General features: G+C 42.2%; 24 protein-coding genes. 23 read left to right on the forward strand and 1 reads right to left on the reverse strand.

Annotated elements, in window-relative coordinates; genetic code table 11:
* Positions 1-7 precede the first annotated feature (7 nt).
* Positions 8-1,273, reverse strand: a complete 1,266-nt coding sequence (locus MKY20_RS09415) for a replication-associated recombination protein A (RefSeq protein ID WP_251175127.1) — start codon at positions 1,271-1,273, stop codon at positions 8-10.
* Between the two features lie 254 nt (positions 1,274-1,527).
* On the opposite strand from MKY20_RS09415, the gene MKY20_RS09420 reads away from it, so the two are divergent.
* The 23 genes from MKY20_RS09420 to MKY20_RS09530 all read left to right on the forward strand — a co-directional run bounded on the left by MKY20_RS09420 (position 1,528) and on the right by MKY20_RS09530 (position 23,129).
* A complete protein-coding gene (locus tag MKY20_RS09420; protein ID WP_009333073.1) occupies positions 1,528-2,214 on the forward strand; it encodes a YczE/YyaS/YitT family protein in 687 nt (228 codons plus the stop codon).
* On the forward strand, positions 2,214-2,633 hold the full coding sequence (gene cymR, locus MKY20_RS09425; RefSeq protein ID WP_009333072.1) for a cysteine metabolism transcriptional regulator CymR: 420 nt from the start codon (positions 2,214-2,216) through the stop codon (positions 2,631-2,633). Before MKY20_RS09420 ends, cymR begins: the two co-directional genes overlap by 1 nt.
* A gap of 68 nt (positions 2,634-2,701) precedes the next feature.
* Positions 2,702-3,844 (forward strand): cysteine desulfurase family protein, encoded by a 1,143-nt coding sequence (locus MKY20_RS09430; protein WP_009333071.1) that lies wholly within the window; start codon positions 2,702-2,704, stop codon positions 3,842-3,844.
* A gap of 56 nt (positions 3,845-3,900) precedes the next feature.
* The gene (gene mnmA / locus MKY20_RS09435) at positions 3,901-5,016 is read left to right on the forward strand and encodes a tRNA 2-thiouridine(34) synthase MnmA (protein ID WP_009333070.1); all 1,116 of its coding nucleotides are present in this window, start codon (positions 3,901-3,903) and stop codon (positions 5,014-5,016) included.
* A 115-nt stretch (positions 5,017-5,131) separates the two neighbouring features.
* A complete protein-coding gene (locus tag MKY20_RS09440) occupies positions 5,132-5,797 on the forward strand; it encodes a tetratricopeptide repeat protein (protein WP_019382898.1) in 666 nt (221 codons plus the stop codon).
* Between the two features lie 24 nt (positions 5,798-5,821).
* Positions 5,822-8,248 (forward strand): SF1B family DNA helicase RecD2, encoded by a 2,427-nt coding sequence (gene recD2 / locus MKY20_RS09445; RefSeq protein WP_251266931.1) that lies wholly within the window; start codon positions 5,822-5,824, stop codon positions 8,246-8,248.
* A 63-nt stretch (positions 8,249-8,311) separates the two neighbouring features.
* Positions 8,312-8,473: a hypothetical protein gene (locus MKY20_RS09450; protein WP_251266930.1), complete on the forward strand. Its 162-nt coding sequence runs from the start codon at positions 8,312-8,314 to the stop codon at positions 8,471-8,473.
* 37 nt (positions 8,474-8,510) lie between these two features.
* Positions 8,511-8,663 carry a hypothetical protein gene (locus tag MKY20_RS09455; protein WP_009333066.1) on the forward strand — a complete coding sequence of 51 codons (153 nt, stop codon included), beginning with the start codon at positions 8,511-8,513 and terminating at the stop codon, positions 8,661-8,663.
* A gap of 101 nt (positions 8,664-8,764) precedes the next feature.
* A complete protein-coding gene (locus MKY20_RS09460; RefSeq protein WP_009333065.1) occupies positions 8,765-9,235 on the forward strand; it encodes a PRC-barrel domain-containing protein in 471 nt (156 codons plus the stop codon).
* 15 nt (positions 9,236-9,250) lie between these two features.
* Positions 9,251-9,442, forward strand: a complete 192-nt coding sequence (locus MKY20_RS09465) for a hypothetical protein (RefSeq protein WP_009333064.1) — start codon at positions 9,251-9,253, stop codon at positions 9,440-9,442.
* Positions 9,443-9,457: 15 nt separating this feature from the next.
* Positions 9,458-9,601: a YrzQ family protein gene (locus MKY20_RS09470; RefSeq protein ID WP_251175128.1), complete on the forward strand. Its 144-nt coding sequence runs from the start codon at positions 9,458-9,460 to the stop codon at positions 9,599-9,601.
* A 156-nt stretch (positions 9,602-9,757) separates the two neighbouring features.
* Positions 9,758-10,846 (forward strand): AI-2E family transporter, encoded by a 1,089-nt coding sequence (locus MKY20_RS09475; protein WP_251266929.1) that lies wholly within the window; start codon positions 9,758-9,760, stop codon positions 10,844-10,846.
* A gap of 383 nt (positions 10,847-11,229) precedes the next feature.
* Positions 11,230-13,863 (forward strand): alanine--tRNA ligase, encoded by a 2,634-nt coding sequence (gene alaS, locus MKY20_RS09480; RefSeq protein WP_251266928.1) that lies wholly within the window; start codon positions 11,230-11,232, stop codon positions 13,861-13,863.
* 242 nt (positions 13,864-14,105) lie between these two features.
* The gene (locus MKY20_RS09485; RefSeq protein ID WP_009333061.1) at positions 14,106-14,372 is read left to right on the forward strand and encodes an IreB family regulatory phosphoprotein; all 267 of its coding nucleotides are present in this window, start codon (positions 14,106-14,108) and stop codon (positions 14,370-14,372) included.
* Between the two features lie 2 nt (positions 14,373-14,374).
* Positions 14,375-14,791: a Holliday junction resolvase RuvX gene (ruvX, locus tag MKY20_RS09490; RefSeq protein WP_026041800.1), complete on the forward strand. Its 417-nt coding sequence runs from the start codon at positions 14,375-14,377 to the stop codon at positions 14,789-14,791.
* 14 nt (positions 14,792-14,805) lie between these two features.
* On the forward strand, positions 14,806-15,090 hold the full coding sequence (locus MKY20_RS09495) for a DUF1292 domain-containing protein (protein WP_009333059.1): 285 nt from the start codon (positions 14,806-14,808) through the stop codon (positions 15,088-15,090).
* Between the two features lie 298 nt (positions 15,091-15,388).
* On the forward strand, positions 15,389-16,522 hold the full coding sequence (mltG, locus tag MKY20_RS09500; protein WP_019382891.1) for an endolytic transglycosylase MltG: 1,134 nt from the start codon (positions 15,389-15,391) through the stop codon (positions 16,520-16,522).
* Positions 16,523-17,059: 537 nt separating this feature from the next.
* Entirely contained in the window at positions 17,060-17,695 is a 636-nt protein-coding gene (locus tag MKY20_RS09505) for an O-methyltransferase (RefSeq protein WP_009333057.1), read from the forward strand.
* Positions 17,696-17,700: 5 nt separating this feature from the next.
* Positions 17,701-18,630 carry a peptidase U32 family protein gene (locus MKY20_RS09510; RefSeq protein WP_019382889.1) on the forward strand — a complete coding sequence of 310 codons (930 nt, stop codon included), beginning with the start codon at positions 17,701-17,703 and terminating at the stop codon, positions 18,628-18,630.
* Between the two features lie 35 nt (positions 18,631-18,665).
* A complete protein-coding gene (locus tag MKY20_RS09515) occupies positions 18,666-19,934 on the forward strand; it encodes a peptidase U32 family protein (RefSeq protein WP_009333055.1) in 1,269 nt (422 codons plus the stop codon).
* 3 nt (positions 19,935-19,937) lie between these two features.
* The gene (gene udk, locus MKY20_RS09520) at positions 19,938-20,573 is read left to right on the forward strand and encodes a uridine kinase (protein WP_009333054.1); all 636 of its coding nucleotides are present in this window, start codon (positions 19,938-19,940) and stop codon (positions 20,571-20,573) included.
* Positions 20,574-20,802: 229 nt separating this feature from the next.
* A complete protein-coding gene (greA, locus tag MKY20_RS09525) occupies positions 20,803-21,279 on the forward strand; it encodes a transcription elongation factor GreA (RefSeq protein WP_009333053.1) in 477 nt (158 codons plus the stop codon).
* A gap of 56 nt (positions 21,280-21,335) precedes the next feature.
* Entirely contained in the window at positions 21,336-23,129 is a 1,794-nt protein-coding gene (locus MKY20_RS09530) for a peptidoglycan D,D-transpeptidase FtsI family protein (RefSeq protein ID WP_019382888.1), read from the forward strand.
* Positions 23,130-23,256 lie beyond the last annotated feature (127 nt).

A 23,256-nucleotide genomic window follows, 5' to 3' on the forward strand; every position in this document is an offset into this window, starting at 1 on the left:
CCTTTTGCTATTTAAGAAGTTTTTCATAGACAGATGCTAATGCCTGTTCGAATTTGCCTGTTTTCTTAGGCTGATAATATACCTTGTTTTTAATTCTGTCAGGCAAGTACTGCTGTTTGACCCAGCCTGTTTCATAATCGTGAGGGTATAAATAGCCGATGCCCCTGCCAAGCTCTTTTGCTCCTTTGTAGTGGGCGTCCTTCAAGTGATCAGGGACTTCACCGCTTTTGCCTGCGCGGATATCCGCTATTGCGGAATCCAATGCTGTGTATGCTGAATTGGATTTTGGAGAGAGGCAGAGCTCAATAACCGCATTTGCAAGCGGAATCCTTGCTTCCGGGAATCCAATCCTTTCAGCTGTTTCTATAGCTGCAAGGGTTCTGGCTCCGGCTTGCGGCGATGCCAGTCCAATATCTTCATAGGCAATAACCAAAAGTCTTCTGCTTATGCTTTGCAGGTCGCCTGCTTCAATTAATCTTCCTAAATAGTGCAATGCCGCATTTACATCGCTTCCGCGAATGGACTTTTGAAAACCGGATAAGACATCGTAATGGGCATCTCCATCTTTATCGTGTGTAAAGCTTTTGCGCTGAATGCATTCCTCGGCAACAGACAAATCAATCTTAATGATTCCTTCTTCATCTTCTTTAGTTGAAAGGACGGCCAATTCCAATGCATTTAGCGAGCTTCTGACATCACCATTTGAAGCGGTGGCAAGATGTGTAAGTGCATCATCGGTAACTTCAGTTTGTCTATTGCCAAGGCCTCGTTCCTTATCCAGTAAAGCCCTTGTCAGTGCTTTTTTTATATCATCAGCAGACAGCGGCTTTAGTTCGAAAATTTGGCATCGGCTTCTAATAGCCGGGTTAATTGCATGATATGGATTGCTGGTTGTGGCGCCAATTAAAGTGATGCTGCCATTTTCAAGATAGGGCAGCAGGAAATCTTGTTTGCCTTTATCAAGTCTATGGACTTCATCCAGCAGCAGAATCACCTTTCCGGACATTTTGGCCTCTGCCGCTACCACTTCCATATCTTTTTTATTGTTAGTCACAGCATTTAAAGTACGGAAAGCGTATTTGGTGCTCCCTGCAATGGCACTTGCAATCGAAGTTTTGCCTATACCTGGGGGGCCGTACAGAATCATCGATGACAGCTGCTTAGCCTGCACCATGCGGTGGATAATTTTTCCTTCTGAAACAAGGTGCTCCTGGCCAATGATTTCATCAATCGTTCTAGGCCTCATCCGGAATGCAAGAGGTTTAATGTTCAAAGTTATCACTCCAGCCTTTTGCTGGCAGCCTTCAGTCTGCCTATCAATTTTCAGCAAAGTTTTCGCTTTCTATTTAAGATACCATAACATTTCCTGCTGCGAAATCAATTAGGCCACAGCCGGTATTGAACTGAGTCCAATCCCGGCCCGCCCCTTTTCCTCCTAAAATATGCTATAATGTCAAAAGTCTATAATATTACTAAGGATTTAAACTTCATATATATTTGCAGGTCTTGCGGGGAGCGTTGGGGCACATGATACTGAAAAATAAAGGGCAAATCGGTTCCAGGTTTTTGATTTATCTAATAGGGCTGCTTGTCATGAGCCTGGGGATTGTTTTGTTAATTACAGCTGATTTAGGGGCAACCCCCTGGGATGTTCTGCATGTAGGACTCTACTACCAGCTGGGCCTGACGATAGGCAGCTGGTCCATTATTGTTGGGATATTCATATTAGCTGCTGCAGCCCTTATTTCAAAGGAACTTCCACAAGTCGGTGCTTTCTTGAATATGGTCCTGATCGGACTGTTTATTGACGCTTATCTGCTTTTGCCATTTATGCAGACCCCTGATGGGCTGGCGGGAAAATTGGCCATGTTTGGTTTTGGCATAGTTGTTTATTGCTATGGAATGGGGCTGTATATTTCGGCTCAGCTCGGAGCTGGGCCAAGGGATAGCCTGATGATTGCATTAACAGCAAAAACCGGCTGGAAAGTCAGAAATGTCAGAGCTTTAATGGAAATTGCTGTACTGACTGTTGGATGGCAGCTTGGGGGCCCTGTATTCTGGGGCACAATTGTGCTAAGTCTTGCAGTCGGGCCAATTGTCGGTGCTGCTTTGCCGCAGTGTCAGGCTTTAACTGACCGATTTTTGGCAAAACTTAGAGAAAAGGATATCTATGCGAATCAAATGCTTAAAGAAAAGGATAGAGGTGCAAGCTGATGAAAATATCTACTAAAGGACGTTATGGGTTAACTATAATGATTGAATTAGCCAAAAAGCATGGGGAGGGTCCCACTTCGTTAAAATCGATTGCCCAGACGAATGACCTGTCTGAGCACTATCTCGAGCAGCTTATAGCGCCGCTTCGGAACGCAGGGCTTGTTAAAAGCATCCGAGGTGCATACGGCGGATATATTTTAGGGAAAGAGCCTACAAAAATTACTGCCGGGGATATCATCAGAGTTCTGGAAGGGCCGATCAGTCCAGTGGAAGGAATTGAAGATGAAGAGCCTGCAAAGAGAGAACTATGGATGCGTATTCGTGATGCTGTGAAAGATGTGCTTGATAACACAACGCTTGAAGATCTTGCCAGCCATACAGATACCGGCGAATCAGATGCTTATATGTTTTATATTTAGTCCTTAATCAGGGAATAATTCAGGTGGAAAATACAAGCAGCAGGACGAAATGAAGTAGGTGAGATAAATTGGAAAGAATATACCTTGATCATGCAGCAACTTCGCCAATGCATCCGGAAGTGATTGAACGGATGACTGAAGTCATGAAATCTGAATATGGAAATCCTTCCAGCATTCATTATTTCGGGCGGAGTGCACGCCATATTGTCGATGAAGCAAGGTCTGCTTTAGCAAACAGTATTGGTGCTAAAGCCAATGACATTATTTTTACAAGCGGCGGTACAGAAGCTGATAATCATGCGATTTTTGGAACAGCTGAATCCTGCCGCGATAGGGGCAAACACATCATCACAACCCAAATTGAACATCATGCGGTTTTGCATGCGTGTGAGGAGCTTGAAAAACAGGGCTTTGAGGTAACGTATTTGCCTGTTGATCCAAATGGGCGTGTTTCGGTAAAGGAAGTAGAAGATGCTTTGCGGGAGGATACCATTCTTGTAACCATTATGTACGGAAATAATGAAATAGGGACCCTTCAGCCGATTAAGGAAATAGGCGAGTTATTGGCGGAGCATCCTGCTAAATTCCATACCGATGCTGTTCAGGCTTACGGGCTTGAAAAAATTGATGTGCAGGACTTGAAAGTGGATTTGCTTTCCGTCTCCGCCCATAAAATTAATGGCCCAAAAGGGATCGGCTTTTTATACGCCCATCCTGATGTGAAACTTTCTTCACGGCTTTTTGGCGGTGAACAAGAAAGGAAGCGCAGGGCAGGAACTGAAAATGTTCCATCTATTGCAGGCTTCGAGGAGGCTGTTCGGATCACTCAGAAGGAGATGGAAACTAAGCGGGAAGAGCTGCATTCTTTAAGGAAGCTGTTCATGAATAAACTGAAGCAGGAAGGTGCTGTTTTTGAACTGAACGGATCACTTGATTATTCCCTGCCTCATGTTTTAAACTTAAGCTTTCCCGGAACAAATGTTGAAGCCATGCTAGTTAATCTTGATTTGGCTGGAATAGCAGCATCAAGCGGATCGGCCTGTACTGCAGGCTCCATCGATCCATCCCACGTCCTTGTCAGTATGTTTGGAAAAGGATCAGACAAACTGCAAAATTCCATCCGTTTCAGCTTCGGCCTCTTTAATACAAAGGAACAAGCTGAAAGTGCTGCAGAACAGACTGCTAAAATCGTGAAGCGGCTGGCTAAATAGATAGGATATTTGAAAAAAGTGCAAGTCTAAGCGTTTAGAATTGAGGTGAAATAGAGATGAAAAAAGATCCAAAGGATACCCGCGTAGTGGTCGGAATGTCCGGAGGCGTTGATTCTTCTGTTGCAGCCCTTCTTCTGAAGGAACAGGGGTACGATGTGATCGGGATTTTTATGAAAAACTGGGATGACACCGACGAGAACGGTGTTTGTACCGCCACAGAGGATTACAATGATGTCATCCGGGTATGCAACCAAATCGGAATTCCTTATTATGCAGTAAACTTTGAAAAGCAATATTGGGATAAAGTGTTTACCTACTTCCTTGAAGAATACAAGGCAGGACGAACACCCAATCCTGATGTCATGTGCAATAAGGAAATAAAATTTAAGGCTTTCCTTGAACACGCTATGAGCCTTGGCGCAGACTACCTGGCTACTGGCCACTATGCACGCGTGGAATTCAGGGATGGCGAATACAAAATGCTAAGAGGCCTTGATGATAATAAGGATCAAACGTATTTCCTGAATCAGTTAACACAGGATCAACTCGAAAAAGTTATGTTTCCTATTGGCGACATTGAAAAATCAAAAGTGAGAGAACTGGCAAAGGATGCCGGTTTGGCAACTGCAGCAAAGAAAGACAGCACGGGCATCTGTTTTATTGGTGAACGCAACTTCAAGGAGTTCCTTGGAAATTACCTTCCCGCTCAGCCAGGGAACATGGAAACCATGGACGGAAAGATTGTCGGCAAGCATGATGGTCTGATGTATTATACCATTGGGCAGCGACATGGACTTGGCATTGGCGGAGCAGGTGAACCATGGTTTGCAATCGGTAAAGACCTGAAGCGGAATGTCTTGTATGTTGGACAAGGCTTCCACAATGAAATGCTCTATTCAGACTCCATTATTGCTGTTAATGCAAGCTGGGTTACCCATTCAGAACAGCCGCAGGAATTTGAATGTACGGCTAAGTTCAGATACCGCCAGGCTGATAGCAGAGTAAAGGTTCAGATTCTTGGAGATGGAAAAGTACAAGTTATTTTTGACGAGCCAATCCGAGCTGTTACCCCGGGGCAGGCTGTTGTTTTTTATAATGGAGACGAGTGTCTTGGCGGCGGAACAATTGATAAAATATTCAAAGATGGCAAACAGCTGGATTATGTGGGTTAAGAAAAGACGGGCCCCCGATTCTTACATAGAATCGGGGTTTTATTATGGAAATAGCGGACAGCGGAAAATGAAAATTCAAATATGCTATACTTTGATTTGAATGGAGTGATGAATAATGGATAAGAACCAAATGGGTATTCAATATATGCAAGAAGGAAAATGGGAAGAAGCAGCGAAGGTTTTTATGGAAGCAATTGAAGAAAATCCTTCTGATCCTGTTTCCTATATTAACTTTGGAAATGTGCTATCAGCTGTAGGGGAAAACGAAAAAGCGCTGAAGTTGTATGAAAAAGCAATAGGACTTGATGAAAACGCGGCAGCTGCGTATTACAGTGCGGGAAACTTATATTATGAATTGCAGCATTTTGACGAAGCCAAAAAGATGTTTGAAACAGCATTGAAAAAAGGCCTGGAAACTGGAGATAACTTCTTCATGCTCGGTATGTCCCTAACAGCACTTGACCAGGGTAAACTGGCTTTGCCTTATTTGCAGCGCAGTGTGGAGCTGAATGAAAACGATGCCGAAGCACATTTTCAATATGGATTATGCCTTGCGCAGCTCGATTATATTGATGAAGCAATCCAGCAGATGAAAAAGTGCATTGAAATTGAGCCGGAGCATGCAGATGCCTATTACAACCTTGGAGTAGCTTATGGATTTAAAGAACAGGAAAATGAAGCACTCTCTTACTTTAATAGGGCACTGGAAATTCAGCCGGACCATATGCTTGCCGGGTATGGAAAAAAGCTGATTGAAAAAGGCGGCAGTGACTTGAGCTAAATGTATTATGGGGAGGATAAGGAAATGGAGAAACAGGATTCCATGGATCTTTTTGCCGAACAGGGAAAGTTCATAAAAGGCAGACATCTTGTCACAATCTTTCATAATGAGCAAAACTTATATACGGTTGTGCGAATCCGGGTTGATGAAACGAATGACTCTTATGATGAAAAAGAAGCGGTCATTACAGGTTATCTGCCAAAGATGCATGAGCAGGAAACGTATATTTTCTACGGTGAATTCAAGGATCACCCTAAGTTCGGTGTCCAATTCCACGCAAGCCATTACCGGAAAGATCTTCCCCAGACCAAACAAGGTGTAGCCAATTATTTATCAAGCGAATTATTTAAAGGGATTGGAAAGAAAACCGCCGAGCAAATCGTTGAAACACTTGGCGAAGATGCGATTACACGCATTCTGAATCAGCCGTCTCTTCTCGATAAGGTTCCAAAACTGTCACCTGAAAAAGCAAAATTGCTTTACGACACGCTTATGGAACATCAAGGCCTTGAGCAAGCCATGATTGCGCTAAATCAATATGGTTTTGGTCCGCAGCTTTCCATGAGAATTTATCAAGTATATAAAGAAATGACGATTGAAGTCGTCCAAAGCAATCCGTATAAGCTGGTTGAGGATATAGAAGGAGTCGGCTTTGGCCGTGCAGATGAACTGGGATATCAAATCGGCATATCAGGTAATCATCCTGATCGTATTAAAGCAGCCTGCCTCTACATACTTGAAATGGAAAGCATGCAGGCAGGCCATGTTTATACTGAAGCAAAACCTCTTCTGCAAAGTGTGAAGAAGCTTTTAGAAGAAAATAAGCGTGATAGCATTGAATACAGGGATATATCCAATGAACTGATTAAGCTTGAAGAGGAAGGGAAAATCATGGCTGAAGGCCAAAAAATATACCTTCCATCCCTTTACTTTTCTGAAAAGGGACTTGTAACCAATATTAAACGGATCCTTAAGCAAACACAATATGATGAACAGTTTCCGGAGTCGGAATTTCTTTTGGCCCTTGGCAATCTGGAGGAACGTCTGGGTGTTCAGTACGCCCCGACCCAAAAAGAAGCCATTCAAACAGCTCTTATGTCTCCTATGCTGATACTGACTGGCGGCCCTGGTACAGGAAAAACAACCGTTATTAAAGGAATTGTTGAGTTATATGCCGAACTGCATGGCTGCTCCCTGGAGCCAAAAGACTATAAAAAGGAAGAGCCTTTTCCCTTCCTGCTGGCTGCGCCTACAGGAAGGGCTGCAAAACGGATGGCCGAGTCAACAGGGCTGCCTGCGGTAACCATTCACCGCCTGCTTGGCTGGAATGGGACCGAAGGGTTTGACCGGCATGAAGAGAGTCCATTGGAAGGCAGGATTTTAATTGTAGATGAGACATCAATGGTTGATGTTTGGCTTGCTAATCAGCTTTTCAAGGCTCTCCCTGAAAATATGCAGGTGATCCTTGTGGGGGATGAAGATCAGCTGCCCTCAGTGGGGCCAGGCCAGGTTTTAAAAGATCTTTTGCGTTCAGAACGTATTCCTACCGTTCGTTTAACAGATATATACAGGCAGGCTGAAGGATCCTCAATCATTGAATTGGCTCATGAAATGAAAAAAGGCAAACTTCCGGCGAACATTTCTGCACAGCAGACAGATCGTTCCTTTATCAAATGCCAGCCGGGCCAAATTGCGGATGTTGTTGAAAAAGTTGTTCTGAATGCCAAGAAGAAAGGTTATTCTTCAAAAGATATTCAGGTGCTTGCCCCTATGTACCGCGGACCTGCAGGAATTGACAGGCTAAACGAAATATTGCAGGAAATACTAAATCCAAATCCTGATGGAACGAGAAAAGAGCTGTCCTTCGGTGATGTGAAATACAGAATCGGCGATAAAGTCCTTCAGCTTGTCAATCAGCCTGAGAATAATGTGTTTAATGGGGATATGGGTGAGATTGTTTCTATTTTTTACGCAAAGGAAAATACGGAAAAACAGGATATGATTGTCGTATCCTTCGATGGTGCAGAAGCTACTTATACAAGGCAGGATCTTAATCAGATCACACATGCCTACTGCTGTTCAGTCCATAAATCCCAGGGAAGTGAATTCCCTATCGTCATTTTGCCAATTGTTAAAAGCTATTACAGGATGCTTAGGAGAAATCTTCTTTATACCGCCATTACCCGCAGCAGACAGTTTTTGATACTGTGCGGTGAAGAAGATGCGTTGAAAATCGGTGTGGAACGTGCGGATGAACAGGCCCGACTGACAACTCTTTCAGAAAAGCTTAGAGATGCCATTCCATTAAATGGTGAAACAATACAGGAAGAGACAGCAGAGTTATCCCTGCCTGAAACCTTAACCCTTGAAGAAAGGCTTCTCCAAGCCGATCCAATGATAGGAATGGGAAATATAACACCGTATGATTTTATGGAAAAAGAATATAGCTAAAAAGAACAGTCTTAATAACAGACTGTTCTTTTTGTATACCATCAGATTTCGAGGGGGGATTTCATGGGAAAGTGGAATGAAGAAGCTGCACCAAACAACGATATGGCTTCAGAAGAGCTGTCAGCCTCCAATCTAACCTCCAGCGCTGACCTGGTTAAAGGGGATACTAAGAAAGATTCAGCCAAAGGGGAATTAAATAATCCTGGCAATAGAAGCACTGTGTAGTCGTTTGATTATAAATTTATATATAGGAGCAGTGAACATGAATAATAAAAGCAGAACCTCTCTTCTCAATCTCCATGGTGTGAAACGGCGTAAAAAGCCGCAGCAGCCGGATTATGAATTTTCAGAGGAACTTTCGGATGGTGGAGAGCGTAATGAGCGCTTTAATAAGCCGAGATATACTGGCAAGTAAAAGGGAAAGAAAAAATTTTTTGGCTCCCATGGCAAAGGTTTTTCGTCATGTTTTTTAAGGGACAGTGAAAACTAAAAATGTTCGGGAAGGCGGGATTCTCTTTGCGGACATTTTCTTTATTAAAGGGTTTGCCGGTTTTTGAATTGAAAACCGGCAATAAAGCAGGCGATATTTGTGATTTATCCATCACAGGCACCGGTAAAGTACAGGGATTACTGCTGCGAAAGGGCGCTCTTCTGAAAAAGACATATATCATCAATATTGAGGACGTAACATCTTTTGGCTGGGATGGAGTAATGATTGAAGATTCCTCTGTTCTGCAAGCAATTCCAAAACATGAGGATTATACATGTGAGACCCATAACCGGTTAACAGGCAAAATGATTATGAGCCAGGAAGGTGAACGGCTGGGCTTACTTGAGGATGTATACTTCAGGGAAGAATTGGGCACGATTGTAGGGTACGAACTGTCGGATGGCTTCTTTTCAGATGTGCTGGAAGGAAAACGTGTCATAAAAACCGATGACCCGCCTGCAATAGGAAAAGACGCCATAATTGTAAATGTAAAATAGTGAGGTGTCTTTTCCGTGCTGAAATGTCCAAATTGCCAGAGCAAAGATATTGGAAAAATTGGAATTAACCAATATTACTGCTGGAATTGCTTTATAGAACTTTCCTTGGCCAAGGGGGTTATTAATACCCATCAGGTAGAGGAAGATGGTACACTTAGCTCCCTTGATGATTTATTTGAAGAAGATGAGCGCCGGTATCTTTCGTAATTTTGGACGAAAGAGGTGAGCAGATTGAACAAAATATTAACCTCTGCAATGATGCTTGGTGCAGGTATGGCGGCTTATAATTACGCCCAAAAAAATAATATGATATCAGGCCGAAAAATGAAACGCATGCAAAAAAAAATAACGAAAGCTTTATTCTAAAAATGATTTTGGGGCTGGTTCTTAAAAAGGGCCAGCTTTTTTGTGTAATGGAATGGCTGATTTCCTCTCATGAACAAATGTCTTGCGCTTATCTTATTAAGCACATGTATAAATCCCCAGGAACCTATCACAATAAAAACAAGGAGGCGGGCCATATTGAATATTCAAATGAAATGGTACTACCGGCTTGGATTTCTGCTTCTCTTGTTTATTGTGATTTTAGTCTTCCTAAAGCTTCAGGCATTATGGATGCCTGTTCTGGAAATCTTATTTGCGGTATTCATACCGTTTGTTATTGGAGCATTTATTACATATCTCCTTCACCCGATTGTGGAGAAATTGCATGAAACTGGCCTTCATAGGGGGCTTGCCGTTTTTATTATATATTTTTTATTTTTCGGAGGAATCGGCCTTGCTTTATATAAAGGGATTCCGGCTTTTATTCACCAATTGCGTGATCTTGCGGAAAATGCTCCTCAATTTGCCAATCAGTACCGGGGATGGATAGACCTTATTCAGAGTAAAACATCAACATTGCCTGATGGCCTGCAAACCAGGATAGATGATTTCATTGCAGCGGTGGAGAAACGGTTGAATAATCTTTTATCAAAGGTAATCACATTTTTTCTTAATGTATTGAATTATGCTGTGATTATCGCTGTTATTCCCTTCATTTCTTTTTATCTACTTAAAGATTTTTCGATTATGAAAAAGGCTGCCTGGTATTTGACGCCAAGGAAATGGAGAAAGGAAGGCGTCTTATTCTTAAGAGATGTAGATAAGTCCCTGGGAAGCTATATTAGAGGACAGCTTTTGGTATGTGCGGCCATCGGGGCCATTTCTTCTCTGCTTTTCTGGATCTTTGATATGCGCTACCCTCTTTTGCTTGGCACTATAATAGGGGTCACTAATGTAATCCCTTATTTTGGCCCAATTATTGGAGCGGTACCGGCTGTTATCATTGCCTCTGCTTTATCGGTCAAGATGATCGTGATTACGGTTGGCATCATTATTGTTCTTCAGTTTCTTGAGGGGAATATCCTATCACCCCTCATTGTTGGAAAAAGCCTTCATATGCATCCGCTTCTTATTATGCTGGCCTTGCTGGCTGGCGGGGAAGCAGCAGGGATATTGGGATTAATCATTGCAGTTCCAATTTTAGCTGTCATTAAAGTAAGCATCATACATGCGAAAAAACACTTTTCAAAAAATAAACAGCCAAAAATCACTGGAACATCATCATGATGTTGACAACAATAAAGATAAATCGCTATAATTCGTCTATAAAGCTATATTAAACATGTTGAAGGAATAAGTATGTTATAGGCCATCTGCGTGAAATGCTACTATTGCATTCACATAAGAGAGGGAGTTCCATGGCTGAAAGAACTCCTAGATGAAGGATAACAGAAAGCTAATCCCGAGTGCAGCTAATCCCTGCCGTTTATCCGCGTTAAGGATCTGAGAGATGGGAGATTTCCTAATGAACTGGATAAAGGTCTGGTCATTGGTTCATAAACTTCCATAATCAGGGTGGTACCGCGAGCAAGCTCTCGTCCCTGTCCAGGGATGAGGGCTTTTTTTGTTGTTTTTAAAAGCTTTTACATAATTTTAGGAGGCTGGTTAGTATGAAACAATTATCAGGTGCAGAAATACGCCGAATGTTTTTAGACTTCTTCAAGGAGAAAGGACACGCTGTTGAACCCAGCGCTTCCCTAGTTCCGCACGAAGACCCTTCTCTGCTTTGGATTAATAGTGGTGTTGCCACTCTAAAAAAATATTTTGACGGCCGTGTCATCCCAGAGAATCCAAGGATTACAAATGCCCAAAAATCCATCCGCACCAACGATATCGAAAATGTAGGCAAAACAGCAAGGCACCATACATTTTTTGAAATGCTTGGCAATTTCTCAATTGGTGATTACTTTAAAGAAGAAGCCATCATTTGGGCCTGGGAGTTTTTGACTGATAAAAAATGGATTGGGTTTGAAGATGAAAAGCTATCTGTTACGATTCATCCCGAAGATGACGAAGCTTTTAAAATCTGGCGGGAAAAAGTGGGGGTTCCGGAAGAAAGAATTATCCGCCTCGAAGGAAACTTCTGGGATATTGGAGAAGGCCCAAGCGGCCCAAATACAGAAATTTTCTATGATCGCGGACCCGAATATGGAAATGACCCGGAAGATCCTGAACTATACCCAGGCGGTGAAAATGATCGCTATTTAGAAGTTTGGAACCTTGTGTTTTCTGAATTCAATCATAATCCGGATGGCACCTATACACCTCTTCCAAAGAAAAATATTGATACCGGTATGGGTCTTGAACGGATGGCATCTGTCGTACAAAATGTGCCTACAAACTTTGATACAGATTTATTTATGCCGATTATCCGAGGAACAGAAGAAATCTCGGGCAAGAAATATGGAGCTTCTAAAGAAACCGATGTTGCATTTAAAGTTATTGCTGATCATATCCGCACAGTAGCATTCGCAGTGGGGGATGGTGCACTGCCTTCCAATGAAGGACGGGGTTATGTTTTGAGAAGATTGCTTCGCCGTGCAGTCAGATATGCCAAGCAAATCAATATAAATGAGCCATTCATGTATGATTTGGTGCCGGTAGTAGGGGAAATAATGCATGACTTCTATCCGGAAGTAAAAGAAAAAACAGAATTTATTCAAAAAGTCATCAAAAATGAAGAAGAACGTTTCCATGAAACACTTCATGAAGGTCTGGCCATCCTGTCATCTGTAATTAAGAAAGAAAAGGAAAAAGGCAGTGTTACGATTCAGGGGGCAGATGTCTTCCGACTTTATGATACGTATGGATTCCCCGTAGAATTAACTGAGGAATATGCGGAAGAAGAAGGAATGAAAGTGGATCATGCCGGGTTTGAAAAGGAAATGGAAGGTCAGCGTGAGCGTGCACGTTCAGCGCGCCAGGATGTAGATTCCATGCAGGTCCAAGGCGGCGTATTAGGTGAGCTGAAAATTGAAAGCGAATTTGTTGGATATGATAAGCTTCAGACAGCAGCTAAAGTAGCAGCCATCGTAAAAGACGGGCAGCTAATTGATGAAGCCCATGCTGGTGAAGAAGTCCAGCTGATTCTGAATGAAACACCATTTTACGCAGAGAGCGGCGGACAGATTGCGGACCAGGGAACTCTTAAAGCAGAGGGTTTAAAGGTTTCCATTAAGGATGTTCAAAAAGCGCCAAATGGACAAAACCTTCATAGAGCTGTCATTGAAGAAGGGACGCTGAAGGCTGAAGCATCTGTATTGGCTTCGGTAGATGAGCAAATACGTTCTAAGGTAATCAAGAATCACACAGCAACTCACTTGCTTCATCAGGCTTTAAAAGATGTATTGGGAAGCCATGTCAACCAGGCTGGATCTCTGGTAGGCCCTGATCGCCTGCGCTTTGACTTCTCTCATTTCGGTCAAATTACCTCTGAAGAACTGGAGAAGATTGAGGCTATTGTCAACGAACAAATTTGGGAAAGCCTTGATGTTGATATCAATTTCAAAGATATTGACGAGGCAAAGGCAATGGGGGCTATGGCACTATTTGGAGAGAAATATGGAAAAATCGTCCGTGTTGTTCAGGTTGGAGATTATAGTCTTGAGCTTTGCGGCGGGTGCCATGTTCCGAACACTTCTTCGATCGGATTGTTTAAGATTCAATCGGAAAGCGGAATTGGGGCAGGAACTCGCAGAATTGAAGCTGTAACCGGCGAGGCTGCATACAAGCTGATGAATGACCAGATTCATGTTTTAAAAGAAGCTTCAGGCAAATTAAAAACCAATCCAAAAGATTTATCTTCAAGAATTGATGTGCTGCTTGGAGAAATGAAGCAGCTGCAGCGAGAAAACGAATCTTTAGCTGCGAAATTGGGCAATATTGAAGCAGGGAGCCTGGTATCAAAGGCAAAAGAAATCAACGGCATTACTGTTCTTGCTGAGAAGGTCCAGGCGTCAGACATGAATAACCTGCGCAATATGGCCGACGATTTAAAACAAAAGCTCGGATCTGGAGTTGTTGTATTAGGCAGTGTAAATGAGGGTAAAGTGAATATTATAGCTGGGGTAACAGATGACCTTATCAAAAAAGGTTTCCATGCGGGCAAAGCGGTCAAAGAAGTCGCTGCAAAATGCGGCGGCGGAGGAGGCGGCCGTCCGGACATGGCCCAGGCTGGCGGAAAAGACCCGGAAAAACTTGAAAGTGCTCTGCAATTTGTGGAAGAATGGGTTAAATCCGTTTGATATCCCTGAGAAGTAGTGTAAAATGAAGGTAACCAAGAGAAATTGTTCATCATCAGGAAGAAACAGCTTGTTCTTCACCATGTTTTCCTGTCACGAACAAGATCATTTATTGATCGCTCTGTATATTCAGGCGGCAGGCCAAACCGTTATGAAGAGCAGGACAAGCTGGCTGTTCACCGGATTTCAGTTCCGGCACATTTAAGCTATCCTCATCCTTCATACAGAAAAGCGAGGTGTAAGATATGAGCTCATTTGATAAAACAATGAGGTTCAATTTTCCTGAGGAACCAATCGAACAAGATGTGAATGAAGTTCTTTTTCAAGTTTATGGGGCCCTCCAGGAAAAAGGGTATAACCCTATTAACCAAATTGTCGGTTATCTGCTGTCCGGGGATCCAGCTTACATTCCCCGCCATAAGGATGCCCGCAATATCATCCGTAAACTTGAACGGGATGAGATCATCGAAGAATTGGTTAAATCATACTTAAAACAGCAGCGTGAGGGGTAAACATGCGGACTATGGGACTGGATGTCGGCTCTAAGACAGTCGGCGTCGCTCTAAGTGATGCGTTTGGATGGACAGCGCAGGGCTTGGAAACCATCAAAATCAGCGAGGAAGAAAAAGAGTTTGGTTTTGAAAGAATTAGTGAAATAATAAAAGAGCATGAAGTCAGTAAAATTGTTGTCGGCTTGCCTAAAAATATGAATGGAACCATTGGCCCCCGCGGAGAAGCAAGCCAGTTCTATGCTTCAGAGCTGGAAAAGCTATTTGGTCTTCCAGTCGTATTATGGGACGAACGTCTCTCTACAATGGCAGCTGAAAGAGTTTTGCTTGAAGCGGATGTCAGCCGCAAGAAACGGAAAAAGGTCATTGATAAAATGGCAGCCGTCATGATTTTACAAGGCTTTTTAAATAGCCAAATTTAATGAGGTGAACAGAAATGAACCATGGAGATAACAACATTACTGTAATTGACGAGGAAGGCAACGAGCAGCTTTGCGAAGTATTGTTCACGTTCGATTCCGAAGAATTCGGCAAATCATATGTCCTGTACTACCCAGTGGGGGCAGATGAAAATGATGATGAAGAAATTGAAATTCATGCATCGGCATTCAGCCCAAGCGAAGACAGCAAGGACGGCGAACTGCAGCCAATCGAAACAGAAGAGGAATGGGATTTAATTGAAGAAATGCTTAACACATTCCTTGATGAGCAGGAAGATTAATAAAACTGGCCCCCGGGCCAGTTTTTTTATTTTCTCTGGATTTCTGATATTAGTTCAGATGGACCATAATTAATAAAATCAGGAGTGAAAAATGTGGAAAAAATTGGCGAATCTTTTTGGTTTTTGTAATATCCTGCGACTTCCAAAAGAAAATATAGTATAATAAGCCGAGATGTATCAGGAATTATTCTTAGGCCTGTTGGCAAGCAAGCATACTGGTTAATTTACAGGATAACATCATGATTTAGCCTGTCTTTTGCAAAAGAAGCCAACGTCTTTGGAACGGAGGGGATATGTGATGTCGGCAGACGATAAAAAAGGGAAAAAAGAAATAATGCGCGAAAAAATGATTGAGCGCCAAGGGGAAGCGAAAGTAGTCCGGAAAATTGTAATGATTGTTGCAATCATATTATTAATCTCAGCTGCTGCAGTGATTGGCGGCGGATATTTTTATATTAATTCAGCTTTAAAGCCTGTTGATCCCGACAATGATAAGCCAAAGAAAGTAGAAATACCAATCGGTTCATCTGTTACAGGAATCGGCACTGTTCTTGAAGAAAATGGAATCATCAGGGATGCACGTGTATTTAAATATTATGTGAAATTTAAAAATGAAGCTGGATTCATGGCAGGAGAATATGAATTAAAGCCTTCCATGAATATGAAGGAAATCCTGGATAGCTTGAAAACAGGTAAAGTTATGGAAGAAATGGCTTTCAAGATCACCATTCCTGAGGGAAAACAGCTTGAGCAAATTGCAGGAATTATTGCCGAAAAGACTGATAAAAAACCTGAAGACGTTTTAAAGAAACTCAATGATAAAGCGTTTATTGAGTCGTTAATGGCAGAATATCCCAAATTGCTGACAAAGGAAATCCTTGCACAAAATATTAAGTATCCCCTTGAAGGATACTTATTTCCGGCAACCTATCCTTTTTACAAAGAAGATCCGACTATAGAGGAAATTGTCAAAGTTATGCTTGATAAAACGGCATCAGTTATTAATGAATATAGAGGTGACATGGAGCAGCGGGAATACACCCCGCACAAATTATTGACAATGGCATCGCTCATTGAGGAAGAAGCAACGGCGAAAGTAGACCGTGATCAGATTGCCAGTGTTTTCTACAATCGGATAGACACAGGAATGCCGCTTCAGACAGATCCAACTGTCCTGTATGCACATGGAGAGCATAAATCAAGGGTCCTATATAAAGACCTGGAGATCGACTCGCCATACAACACTTATAAGTATCCTGGACTGACGCCAGGACCAATTGCCAATGCCGGCGTTTCATCGATTGAAGCAGCATTGGTGCCTGCAGAGACAGATTACCTGTATTTCCTGGCTACCTCTACAGGAGAAGTGCTTTTCTCAAAAACTCTGGATGAGCATAATCAAAAGAAAGCACAGCATATAACAAATAATTGAACAGCAAAAAGGGGAATGTGCAGATATAGCATTCCCCTTTTAATTATGGTAAAATAGATCAGGTGTTTTATTACAGTGAAACTTCAATTAGTGGGGGCCTTATCCCCGCTAATTGTTAGTTGAGGCCCACAGGATGTGGGTCACAAAGACATTGCCACTGGACAAGGAAAGCTACGGCAGCGATACATCGCACGACCGAAAGCGCAGCTTTTGGAAGGACGTGGCGATCTTAGTCTTTGTTCTTCTTTCGTACCTTTACGGACAGTTTGACCTCACATATACTTCTTTGATTTTCATTCAGTCTTGGAGTGGGGTCTTATTGTCCGTTAGACTGCGATATAGCTTTGCAATAGCGTAAATCACGGACAAGCATGGATACAGGCTCACCTAAGCCGGAATGCCGCACAGCGCATTTTCACATCCTATCTGTGAACGCTATTTTTTCATGTCTAAATAGAAAAGCGGCTGAGACCTGTGAGTCCCTGGGAGCCGCAGCTTGACAATAAAATTCCGTCTGAACGAGGTGATGCCAGCTTGATGAACGATAAGCTGCATGCATATATAGAGGAAATAATACCTGAAAGACCCCAGTTACTGGACAAAATGGAGCAATTCGCCAGGGAACATAATGTACCGATCATGGAACTGGCAGGGATCGAGGCAATGCTTCAGCTTTTGCGCATCCAAAGGCCTAAAACGATTTTGGAAGTAGGCACAGCAATTGGCTATTCTGCTCTCAGAATGGCATTTGCAGTTCCTGAAGCGAAAATTGTAACAATTGAACGCGATGTTGAACGTTATCAGCTTGCCGAGCAATATATAGATGAAGCCCGGAAAAAGGAGCAAATCCTTATTATAAAGGGAGATGCTCTGGAAGTTGAGGAGGATGTCAAAAAACATGGACCCTATGATGCTATATTTATCGATGCAGCAAAGGGACAATATCAGCGTTTTTTTGAATTATATTCCCGCTATCTCTCTTCTGATGGCGTAATCATTACAGACAATGTTCTTTTTAAAGGTCTTGTGTGCGAACCTGATATAGAAAATAAACGTATCCGGAATCTGGTTAAAAAAATTGATGTTTTTAATAAATGGTTAATGAGTCATCCTGAATACCACACAGTTATTTTGCCTGTTGGGGATGGCGTGGCAATTAGTAAAAAGAGGTGATCATAATGAAAAAACCTGAACTCTTAGTAACACCCGCAAGAGTTGAAGATATCGAGCAGCTTGTGTCAGCTGGTGCAGATGCCTTTGTTGTAGGTGAACAGCGTTTTGGACTGAGGCTTGCAGGAGAATTTACAAGGGAAGATGTGCAAAAAACGGTGGAAATTGCCCACGAGCATGGGAAAAAAGTGTATGTAGCGATGAATGCTTTATTTCATAATGATAAAGTGCCTGAACTCGAGGGCTATATCAGTTTCTTAAAAGAAATAAATGCAGATGCTATCATCTTTGGGGATCCTGCTGTATTGATGGCAGCCCGCTCGGCTGCACCTGATATGAAACTTCATTGGAATACTGAAACTACTGCAACAAACTGGTATACATGCAATTACTGGGGCAGAAAAGGTGCTAAACGCGCAGTCCTGGCAAGAGAGATTAATATGGATGCCATCATTGAAATAAAAGAAAATGCTGAAGTGGAAATTGAAGTGCAGGTTCATGGCATGACTGCAATGTTCCAATCTAAGCGCTCCTTGCTTGGCAATTATTATGAATACCAGGGAAAAGCTCTGGAAGTTGAAAACCGCAAACAGGAAAGAAATATGTTCCTTCACGATAAGGAACGGGAAAACAAATACCCGATCTTTGAAGATGAAAATGGCACCCATATCATGAGCCCTAATGACATCTGCATTATTGATGAACTGCAGGAAATGATTGAAGCTGGCGTTGATTCATTTAAAATTGACGGGGTATTAAAAAGTCCTGAATATATTATCGAAGTCACTAAGCTCTACAGAAAAGCTATTGATCTATGTGTTGAAGACCCGGACCAATACGATGAAATAAAAGAGGATCTACTCGCTGAAATTGAAGAAATTCAGCCAGCAAACCGTAAGCTTGATACAGGATTCTTCTTTAAAGAAACCGTCTACTGATTTGACTAAATTAAAAAGAAAGAGGAGGAAGCTTTATGGCAGCGGTAAAAGAGAAAATTTCCGAAATTGTCAACGGCAAAAGGGTTATTGTAAAGAAGCCTGAATTGCTTGCTCCGGCAGGAAACCTTGAAAAGCTGAAGATTGCCGTCCACTATGGTGCAGACGCCGTGTTTATTGGCGGACAGGAATATGGCCTTCGTTCGAACGCAGGCAACTTCACTTTTGAAGAAATGAAAGAGGGCGTGGAATTCGCCAAAAAATACGGAGCTAAGATTTATGTTACAACCAATATTTTCGCGCATAACGAAAATATTGATGGTCTTGAGGAGTATTTGCTGGGTCTTAAAGAAGCAGGAGTAGCTGGAATCATTGTAGCAGATCCGCTTATCATTGAAACCTGCCGCCGTGTTGCACCTGAGATAGAAGTCCATTTAAGCACGCAGCAGTCCCTGTCTAACTGGAAAGCAGTGGAGTTCTGGAAAGAAGAAGGATTGGAGCGTGTCGTCCTTGCGCGTGAAACAAGTGCGGAGGAAATCAAAGAAATGAAGGAGAAGGTAGACATTGAAATTGAAACCTTCATCCACGGGGCTATGTGCATTGCTTACTCCGGACGCTGTACACTCAGCAATCATATGACAGCCCGTGATTCCAACAGAGGCGGCTGCTGTCAATCCTGCCGCTGGGATTATGATTTATACCAGCTTGAAGGCGAGAATGAAGTTCCTTTATACAGCGAAGGAGATGCTCCTTTTGCCATGAGTCCGAAAGATCTTAAGCTGATTGAATCAATTCCCCGTATGATTGAACTGGGAATCGACAGCTTAAAAATAGAAGGACGCATGAAATCCATTCATTACATTGCAACAGTAGTCAGCGTGTACCGTAAAGTGATTGATGCCTATTGTGCAGATCCAGATAACTTCAAGATTAAGCAGGAATGGCTTGTAGAGCTCGATAAATGTGCTAATCGCGAAACAGCTCCCGCTTTCTTTGAAGGGGTTCCTGGGTATAAAGAGCAAATGTTTGGAAATCATAGCAAAAAGACGAATATCGATTTCGTTGGGCTTGTACTGGAATACAATCCGGATACACAGGTTGTTACCCTTCAGCAGAGAAACAAATTTCAGCCTGGAGAAGAAGTGGAATTCTTTGGTCCGGAAATTGACAATTTTACACAAGTCATCGATAAAATATGGGATGAAAAAGGCAATGAGCTGGATGCAGCGCGCCATCCGCTTCAAATTGTTCAATTTAAGGTTGATAAGCCGGTATACCCTAACAACATGATGCGAAAGGAGCTCTAATCAATGAAACGCAAACCCGTTGTAATTGGGGTGGCCGGCGGTTCCGGCTCAGGAAAAACGAGCGTAACCAAAGCGATCTATGATCGTTTCAAAGGGCATTCAATCCTTATGATCGAACAGGACTATTATTATAAGGATCAGACTCATCTGCCTTTTGAAGAAAGATTGAAAACGAATTATGACCATCCGCTTGCATTTGATAACGACCTGCTAATTGAACATATTGAAAACCTGCTGAGATATGAACCGATTAACAAGCCTGTATATGATTATGCCATGCATACAAGGTCCGAAGAGGTAATTGAAGTCGAACCAAAGGATGTCATCATTTTAGAAGGCATTCTGATCCTTGAGGATGAGAGGCTCCGTAATCTGATGGACATGAAATTATATGTAGATACGGATGCCGACCTGCGTATTATCCGCCGCTTATTCAGGGATATAAAAGAACGGGGACGCACCATGGATTCAGTTATAGAACAATATGTAAATGTGGTACGGCCGATGCATAATCAATTTATAGAGCCGACCAAAAGATATGCTGACATCATTATTCCTGAAGGCGGGCATAATTATGTTGCCATCGATTTAATGGTCACAAAAATTCAAACAATTCTTGAACAAAAGTCATTTTTATGAAACAATAGCATTGAAAATGTTCAATAGGACTTATCCTTTTACCGAATGGCTATGTTGCTTGCGATCAGCATTTTAAAATTATCAGAGCCAGTGAACATAAAAAGATGATCTGCGCGCCCTTTAACAAAGGACGCGCTCCTGTTCATTTTCCTAAAAATATGATAAAAAGAAGTACATACATTATAGAACACATACTTTTAAAGATGTGTAATTCGAAGGAGTGAAGGTTTTGGCTACAGAAAAGGTTTTCCCAATGACACAAGCAGGTAAAGAAAAACTTGAGCAGGAACTTGAATATTTAAAATCGGTTAAACGCAAAGAAGTGGTTGAACGTATAAAAATCGCAAGAAGCTTCGGGGATCTTTCCGAGAACTCAGAATATGATTCAGCGAAAGAAGAGCAGGCATTTGTTGAAGGCAGGATTACCACACTTGAAAATATGATCCGCAATGCAAAGATCATCCAAGAAGAAGAAATGGCCGGAGATATTGTGGGACTTGGCCGTTCCGTTACTTTCGTAGAGCTTCCAGATGGAGACGAAGAAACTTACACTATCGTGGGAAGTGCTGAGGCGGATCCATTTGAAGGGAAAATCTCAAATGATTCGCCAATTGCCAAAAGCCTGATTGGCCGTACAGTTGGAGATGAAGTGACTGTTCAGACTCCGGGTGGAGAAATGAACGTACGTATTGTTTCCATTAAATAAGAATAGCTGGTTTGAAATCAGAAAACCTCGTCAAGACTTTTGACGAGGTGTTTTTTATGTGGAGAAAAAGAGCAGTAGGCTGGCTAATCGTTAGTTTCATGGTCCTTGGTTTTCTTATGGGCAGACTGATACAGCTGCAGCTTGTTTCAACAGAGCATTTTACAGACAGAGAAATTAATTTATTGGAATCGAGTGTCCGCCAGCGTTCCCAGGAAATGATTATTGATGCAGGAAGAGGGAATTTCCTGGATCGCAGCGGAAACCCAATGACATTTGAAAATAAATCTGTTCTTATATTATTCCCCTTCCTTGCAAGAATGGAATGGGATATAAATAAGATATCTAAGATTACAGGTGCTTCGGAGTATTCCTTGCGACATTCAGTTGAGAATGCAAAGGAGCCTTTTGCTTTTGGAACCCCAGAGCCAATTCAGCTGTCATTCGAGCAGATGGAGGACATCAATGCATTGAAAATTCCGGGTGTCTTTGCTGTTGAGAAGAAATACAGCCGTTCCGAAAAACCTGCAGCCCAGCTTATTGGAATTACTGGACAAAATCAGAACGTTTTAAATGAAAGATATCCGAGCAAAGATCTGTCTTCTGACACAATGATCGGCATTACCGGCATGGAGAAAAGTTTTGATGAGTTTCTGCTTCCTGAAGGAGCATCAAAACTTGTTTATCATGTGGACGGGACAGGCGGCCCGCTGTTTGGGATTGATGTAAAATATGTTGAGCCGGCAAATCCCTTTTATCCGGTCAATATTAAAACAACCTTGGACTACGATTTGCAGATGATGACCGAAAAATTGGCTGATCAGCATGGGATTAAAAAAGGGGGAGTTGTCCTCCTTGATATAGAGACTAATTCAGTTTTGGCTATGGTGTCACGTCCATCCATTAACAAAGATAATCCTTTTGATGAAGAAAGCAGCGGAACAGTAAATCATATGATTAAACAGCAAATTATGGGATCAGTTTTTAAAACAGTGGTGGCAGCTGCGGCAATTGATCAAGGTCTGGACGATCCGAAAAGGCAATTTGACTGCAGCAGGAAAATAAACGGGGAGCCTGATCTTAAATACCAGCATGGGATGCTGAATTTTAATGATAGCTTTGCCAGAAGCTGCAATAATACATTTGCTTCCATTGCTAAGGAGCTAAAAGATATTAACCCGGATCTCCTTGAGGAGTATGCAGATAAACTTTCATTAATGGGTCCTGTGAGCTGGCAGGGGGATATTTATCATTTTAATGATTTCAAACAGCTTCAAGACGAAGAAAAAGGACGAGTGTTTCTGTCAGAAGATGCAAAAAAAGACAGTAATTTTGCAGGCTTGACAGGGATCGGACAGCATGAAGTGAGAGCCACTCCACTTGCTGTTGCCAACATGATGGCAACTATAGCAAGAGGAGGAGATAAAGAAATGGTCCGGGTTGCTTCTAAAATAGAATATAAAAACAGTACATCTCTTATAGAATTCAAGGAGCAGAAGCTGGAGGGAGATAAAATTGCCCCTTTTACCGCTATGAAGCTTCAAAGGCTGCTTAGGGAAGTAGTATTAAATGAAGAAGGGACCGGCCGCTGGTTTAAAGAACTTCCATACGAGGTTGCAGGCAAATCGGGCACTGCAGAAACAGGTATTATGGCAGATGGGCAACAGCTTCACAATAAATGGTTTGCGGGTTATTTTCCTTATAAAAACCCAAAATATGCCCTTGTAGCTGTAAACCTGGAAGTTACTGAAGACACAGGAGGAGTAAATCCGCTTTTTTCTGATATTGTGAAAGAAATCTATAACAATAATCATAATGAAGAAAATCCTCCATCTGGCTCTGCAGACTCTTAAACAAATATGGTATAGTGTAACTTTCCTCATGCTGCCGTCGTCCATATAACTGCTGGCAGTGCCTGAGTCCATAGGTTATTCCTTTTAAGATAACCTGTTTCCATGTTAGAATGTTGACAGCCGCTGT

Origin of the sequence: Cytobacillus sp. FSL W8-0315 (assembly GCF_038002905.1) — a bacterium.
GTDB lineage: Bacteria > Bacillota > Bacilli > Bacillales > Cytobacillaceae > Cytobacillus > Cytobacillus pseudoceanisediminis.